Annotated in this window: 7 protein-coding genes; 3 read left to right on the top strand and 4 right to left on the bottom strand. The window is 53.1% G+C overall.

The annotated features are described in order from the left end of the window. The first annotated feature begins 643 nt into the window (after positions 1-643). Complete coding sequence (locus ACXJ5O_RS18370) at positions 644-1,231, top strand: sigma-70 family RNA polymerase sigma factor (RefSeq protein WP_457301151.1); 588 nt, start codon at positions 644-646, stop codon at positions 1,229-1,231. 224 nt (positions 1,232-1,455) lie between these two features. On the opposite strand, the gene ACXJ5O_RS18365 is transcribed toward ACXJ5O_RS18370, so the two are convergent. The 4 genes from ACXJ5O_RS18365 to ACXJ5O_RS18350 all read right to left on the bottom strand — a co-directional run bounded on the left by ACXJ5O_RS18365 (position 1,456) and on the right by ACXJ5O_RS18350 (position 3,740). Beyond that, positions 1,456-1,617 carry a hypothetical protein gene (locus ACXJ5O_RS18365; protein WP_457301150.1) on the bottom strand — a complete coding sequence of 54 codons (162 nt, stop codon included), beginning with the start codon at positions 1,615-1,617 and terminating at the stop codon, positions 1,456-1,458. A gap of 253 nt (positions 1,618-1,870) precedes the next feature. Then, positions 1,871-2,320 carry an alpha/beta fold hydrolase gene (locus ACXJ5O_RS18360; protein WP_457301149.1) on the bottom strand — a complete coding sequence of 150 codons (450 nt, stop codon included), beginning with the start codon at positions 2,318-2,320 and terminating at the stop codon, positions 1,871-1,873. 159 nt (positions 2,321-2,479) lie between these two features. After that, positions 2,480-2,656 carry a DUF4142 domain-containing protein gene (locus ACXJ5O_RS18355; RefSeq protein WP_457301148.1) on the bottom strand — a complete coding sequence of 59 codons (177 nt, stop codon included), beginning with the start codon at positions 2,654-2,656 and terminating at the stop codon, positions 2,480-2,482. Then, positions 2,646-3,740, bottom strand: a complete 1,095-nt coding sequence (locus tag ACXJ5O_RS18350) for a zinc-binding metallopeptidase family protein (RefSeq protein ID WP_457301147.1) — start codon at positions 3,738-3,740, stop codon at positions 2,646-2,648. The genes ACXJ5O_RS18355 and ACXJ5O_RS18350 overlap by 11 nt, the downstream gene beginning before the upstream one ends. 266 nt (positions 3,741-4,006) lie before the next feature. Here ACXJ5O_RS18350 and ACXJ5O_RS18345 point away from each other — a divergent pair, with 266 nt between their 5' ends. Further along, positions 4,007-4,327 (top strand): PepSY domain-containing protein, encoded by a 321-nt coding sequence (locus tag ACXJ5O_RS18345; RefSeq protein ID WP_457301146.1) that lies wholly within the window; start codon positions 4,007-4,009, stop codon positions 4,325-4,327. A gap of 31 nt (positions 4,328-4,358) precedes the next feature. Next, positions 4,359-4,958 (top strand): general stress protein, encoded by a 600-nt coding sequence (locus ACXJ5O_RS18340; RefSeq protein ID WP_457301145.1) that lies wholly within the window; start codon positions 4,359-4,361, stop codon positions 4,956-4,958. The last annotated feature ends 147 nt before the right edge of the window (positions 4,959-5,105 follow it).

The following is a 5,105-nucleotide window of genomic DNA, read 5'->3' as shown; positions in this document are numbered from 1 at the left end:
CAGCTGGGTCGTTCGCGTCTATAATGAGCCAGGTGAGCTGATCGGAACGATATTTTTTGCGGATCTACTAAAGGCGGATCCGCAGGCGCGACATCGCGACTGATGGAGATTCAAGGCAATGTCGTGTCCTAAACGAGATTTGGTGCGATATCGCACCAAAGGTCAGCTAGCCGGAACAGTTTTCCTCATGCTGGGTTGATTGGCTACTGGAACTTTTCCAGTCAACATGGAGGAAAGAAATGCCAAATAGTCAGGACCGCAAATCAAGCACCAAGGGTGGTTCAAAAAGCTCAAGCGACAAGCAGGATAAGAGCGGGTCATCGAGCAACTCATCCGACAAGCAGTCGAAAGGCAGCGAGGGCAGCAAGAGTCGCTGACCTCATTATTCAAGCAAAGTGGCCTGTAGCTCGGCCACTTTGCGCGGACCCGGAGCGTTCAAAGGTGACAAAACATGCCGCTCAAAACACTCGCTCTCAATTGCACCATGCGAGCCGACCATGCTCTTCTGACCACAGACGAGTTAATAGTCACTTTGGTTTCCACGACTCAAAAAAGCTGAAATGTTCGGTAGCGTACAGTTCAGGCGACGGAGGAACGAGTTATCTCTTCGACGCATTGTCCTCTTATCCAGAGAGGACAAGATATGGCTGCAATCGATCCCGTTTATCAAGATTTCCAGTTAGAAATTAACTGCAGAGCGGAACTCGTTACTCTTGTGCCAGCGTTAAGGGCATTTGCGAGGTCATTCTATCGGCAACCCGATGACGCAGACGATCTTGTCCAAGAAACACTCAAACGCGCGCTCGGATCATTGCACCAGTTTACTCCGGGCACGAGCATGAAGTCATGGTTGTTCACCATCATGAGAAATACGTTCAATACAGCGATAAAGCACCAACTGAGGGAGGTCACAGGCGGGGAAAAAGATATCGCTGAAAACGGACCCTCCCGGCCACCATCCCAGGAATGGACTATTCGGGGCCATGAACTTGAAACAGCATTGCATCAACTCGATCCGGATTTCCGGCAAGCAATCATGCTGGTTTGTGTCATGGGTGCTAGCTACGACGAAGCCGCGGAAGTTTGCGATTGCCCCATTGGAACCATCAAAAGCAGAATAAACCGGGCTAAGACCCATCTCTTGGAAATGTTGGGTGAGAAGTCCCGTGAGGAAATTCTAGAAGCGCCCCAACACTCGGGGTGGCACCACGCCTCACATCGACGGCATTAGTGGCCCACGGTTCGGCGACGTGTAATGCCGCAACAATGATTCAAGGTCCGGTACGAGGGCAAGGGAATGGTTCCATGTGCGATTTGCGATACCCACGCTCGTTAGGCTGAGACGGGCACACCTTTGAGACTTGAATCATTTTGGCCGGTAAAATGGACTTCCCTGGATTGCGTTCAGAGGTCAGTTACGGAGCTTAATAATGACGTTCAAGACCCTTTTTTAAGTTACTGATGTCGCTCATGGAACGCAGCCAATTCACGCGTCAGCAGTTCGGGGATTTCTTCCGCCATGTGATTGTCCGCACGGAAGGCCATGCCCGCATAAGTCGGTCGACCATGCACGCCACACATCCAGGACGTCGCCGTAGCGAAATTCCAAATCGTCATGTTGCGACCACAGGACCTGCGTAGGGCACGTGATCTTGCGCCCAGCAACGCGGTCCTCTTCGTCGTGCGTACGGTCCATCTTCAGGCCAGCGCGATAATCCTCGACCATTCCATGCACGGTTTGCGGATCATGAATTGCTGCACAAAAATCTTGGAAGTTGCCATTGCCCATCTTTTCCGGGGACCCGCCATACCAAGTAAGTGGATCGGCCAGGATAGCGCGCTCCGGTTTGTCTTGTTGGGCGAAGAAAAATCAATGCCACCACGCCTTGGCAAATTTCTCGTCGCTTCGCTCCAGAGCGTCCAAGATCGGAACGCCATCAAGGATACTGAGCGACTTCACTGTGTCAGGGTAGTCCATGGCAGTCCGAAAAGCCGTGTATCTCCCTCGATCATGTCCCACTATGGAGTACTCTTCATGTCCGAGCGTATGCATTGATTCAACGCAATCTTTGGCCTTTGCTCGTTTGGAGGACCCGGCGTGATCGACTGTGTCCACAGGTTTCGACGATTGACCAAAACCGCGCAGATCAGGACAAACCACAAAGAAAGACTGTGCCAGGAGCGGCGCAACTTTGTGCCAGGTTGTATGCGTACGAGGATGGCCATGCAAAAGCAGCAGGGGAGGTCCCTTTCCGCCATGTCGGACGCGCAGCGTGGCGTCCCGCAGGGAGATTAGCTCGAGATCGAAGCCTTCGAACATGGGTCGACTCCACAGATTCTCATGTCAATGCCAAGCTTCAGTGTACGTTTGGGCTTCCGCCAAATGTTCCTTCAGTGTCRGGAGCGTCTTGGCCGCGAAAGCTTTCAGTTCCCCTTTTTCGCCAGTAGTGTATAGCCGGAAAACGATGCCACCGCCGATTCATGCGCTGCTAAATTCATCGGCCACGTGCAATCTGTCAAAAGCTGACTTCCCGGCAGCTTTCGGCGCATTTAGCTTTGCTTGATGATCTTTGCCGAGGTCGGCAGGAATATTGACCTTGTCCGCCTTGGCTGCAGGCATCATCGCTTCTCCTGCTTTGGTACGATCAGCAATCATATGCTCCGCGAATGACTTGTTGCTTCTCGAACTTCTGAACAAGGCGATGCAGGTATTCGAGTTTGACAATAACGGGCGAGGACAAGACGAATGGATACGAATCGGATTGACCCATGCTGCGCTGTATAGAATTGATTGCGATACTAAGTGGGACCCAGGTGCTCACAAGCTGTTCGGCGTTATCCGCTTGATAAGGATCGAAATTGATTGATGCTGCCATTGCCAGATGCTTTGGCGGTTTTGCTGCGACGCCAAATTCGCGCGCGGTCTCAAGGCTGTCAACAATATGGATATAGTGTGCAAAGCACTCGGCAAAGTCCTCCCACGGATGGGAGCTTGCGTAAGCCGAGACGAAGCTTTCCTGCCACCCCAAGAGGGGACCATTGGCATAATAGTGCTGGAGAGCCTGTTCATAATCTGCCCGCTCATCGCCAAACACTGAGCGGTAGTTCTCCAGGTCATTGCCGTCGCGGACAAGCTTGTTCCATATGAAATGACCGCTTTCGTGACGAAGGTGACCAAGCAGCGTCCGATACAGTTCATGGACCGATTGCCTCGCCTCTTCGCGCGTCGCGTCATCGGCCTCGGCGGCACGAATGGTGATGAGACCTTCGTCGTGGCCACTCATTGCGGGTACAATCATTCCACTGGGAAGATGTTGATCTTCGAGAAAATCGAAAACCAGGCCGCCCGTTGGATCCTCATCGCGATCGGGATGTGGAAGATTCCAGCGCAAAATGGAATAGAAGAGGTGTTGCTGCGCCCGACTGATTTTGCGCCAGTGGTTTAGGCCCTCTGATGTTTTGATGGATGGCACCAGGCGATTATGACGGCAGGACAGGCAGAAACCGCGGCTCGCCAGGGGATCGACCAGCCAATTGCAAACGTCAAAGGATGCGTTTGCGCACATGCATGCATCTAATCTTTCGCCCCTCACGAATCGCCACGAACCTACGGCCTCGGAACTGATCGCGCGCATTGTCATAGTAACAGGTTCATAGGCCAGTCTGGATTTGCACTGGACGCATTGGCGATTATCGAAAAAGACAACGTTCTTGCAGTTGTCGCAGGTGAAGAGGCGCATTGGACCGCTGTTCCGGGAGAGGGCTTCGAATTGAGAAGAATAGTTTTGAAACGAGGAAATGTGTGGATAGTTCCGATTGCATATCGGTTTCGAAAGCAGGGGAGAAAATTTAGCCCATCGCAGTTGGGCGAGATTTGCTCACCGCCGTCTGGTTCCATGCACGAGTAAAAATAAACTTCGGGCGCATTGCGCATAGGACGGGAACATTGGGAGCAACGGAGGGTTGTCACTCCACTGATCGATCATCGATCACATAAGGAGGCACCATGAAACGTATAGCACTCGCGCTCGGCGCTCTCTCGATGCTGTCCGCGGCCCACGCCCAAGAGGCAACAAAACCTGCAACTGATACTCAAACGCCTGCAGTCGCGACACCAGATACAAAAAATCCGGCAGCCCCAGTTGAAGGGGCCAACAGTTTCACCGAGGGCCAGGCAAAGGAACGCATCGAAGCCAAGGGTTACGCCGACGTCGGTACTTTGACCAAGGGTGAAGATGGCATCTGGACGGGCACCGCGATGAAAGACGGCAAATCGGTCGAGGTAAAACTCGATTTCCAAGGCAACATTGTCGAAGCCGCCAAATAACTTTTTCAGCAAGCAATAACCAGGAGGAACTATGCAAACTGTCACAGGACTATATGACAATCACGAAGATGCCAAAACCGCTGTCAACGCGCTTGAGGATGCAGGGATTTCCTCGTCCAATATCAGCATCGTCAGCCGTAGTGGCAAAACTGATGAATCCAACGCAGGTGAGGGTGCAGCAACTGGGGCTGGCGTCGGTGCCGTCGTGGGCGGCGCAGGCGGGCTCCTAGCGGGCCTTGGCATGTTGGCGATCCCAGGTGTCGGTCCAGTCGTTGCTGCGGGCTGGCTTGTCGCTACCGCGACAGGTGCGGTTGCAGGAGCTGTCGCTGGCGGTGCTGCAGGCGGAATAATCGGCTCAATGACGAGTGCAGGCGTCGATGAAAACGACGCTCACGTTTATGCAGAAGGTGTCCGTAGAGGCAGCACTTTGGTTTCGGCACGCGTCGAGGATCATCAGGTTGATATTGCTCGTTCCGTCATCGATGAAAATGCTCCCGTTGACCTGAATACACGACGCGCCATGTATCGAGAGGAAGGTTGGCAGGGCTTTGATGAAAACAGTGCTGACTTCACCGAAGATGAGCTGGTACGGGAGCGTGAGCGAGCCCGCGACTACCGTCCGATGGCGTAAACACCATGCCTGTCGAGATGGAGTTCTAGTTTTTCTTGAGCATGTTGGATTGGAAGAAAGCCAGGTCGCAGATGTCTGCGGCTTGGCTTCTTTTCAGAATGCTTTGCTATAGCGGGATCATGCACATTCCTCCGACGTCATAAAGCG

Source organism: Phyllobacterium sp. P5_D12 (assembly GCF_054049495.1).
The sequence above is the reverse complement of the archived record's forward strand: the minus strand, read 5'-3'. Positions and strand labels throughout refer to the sequence as shown.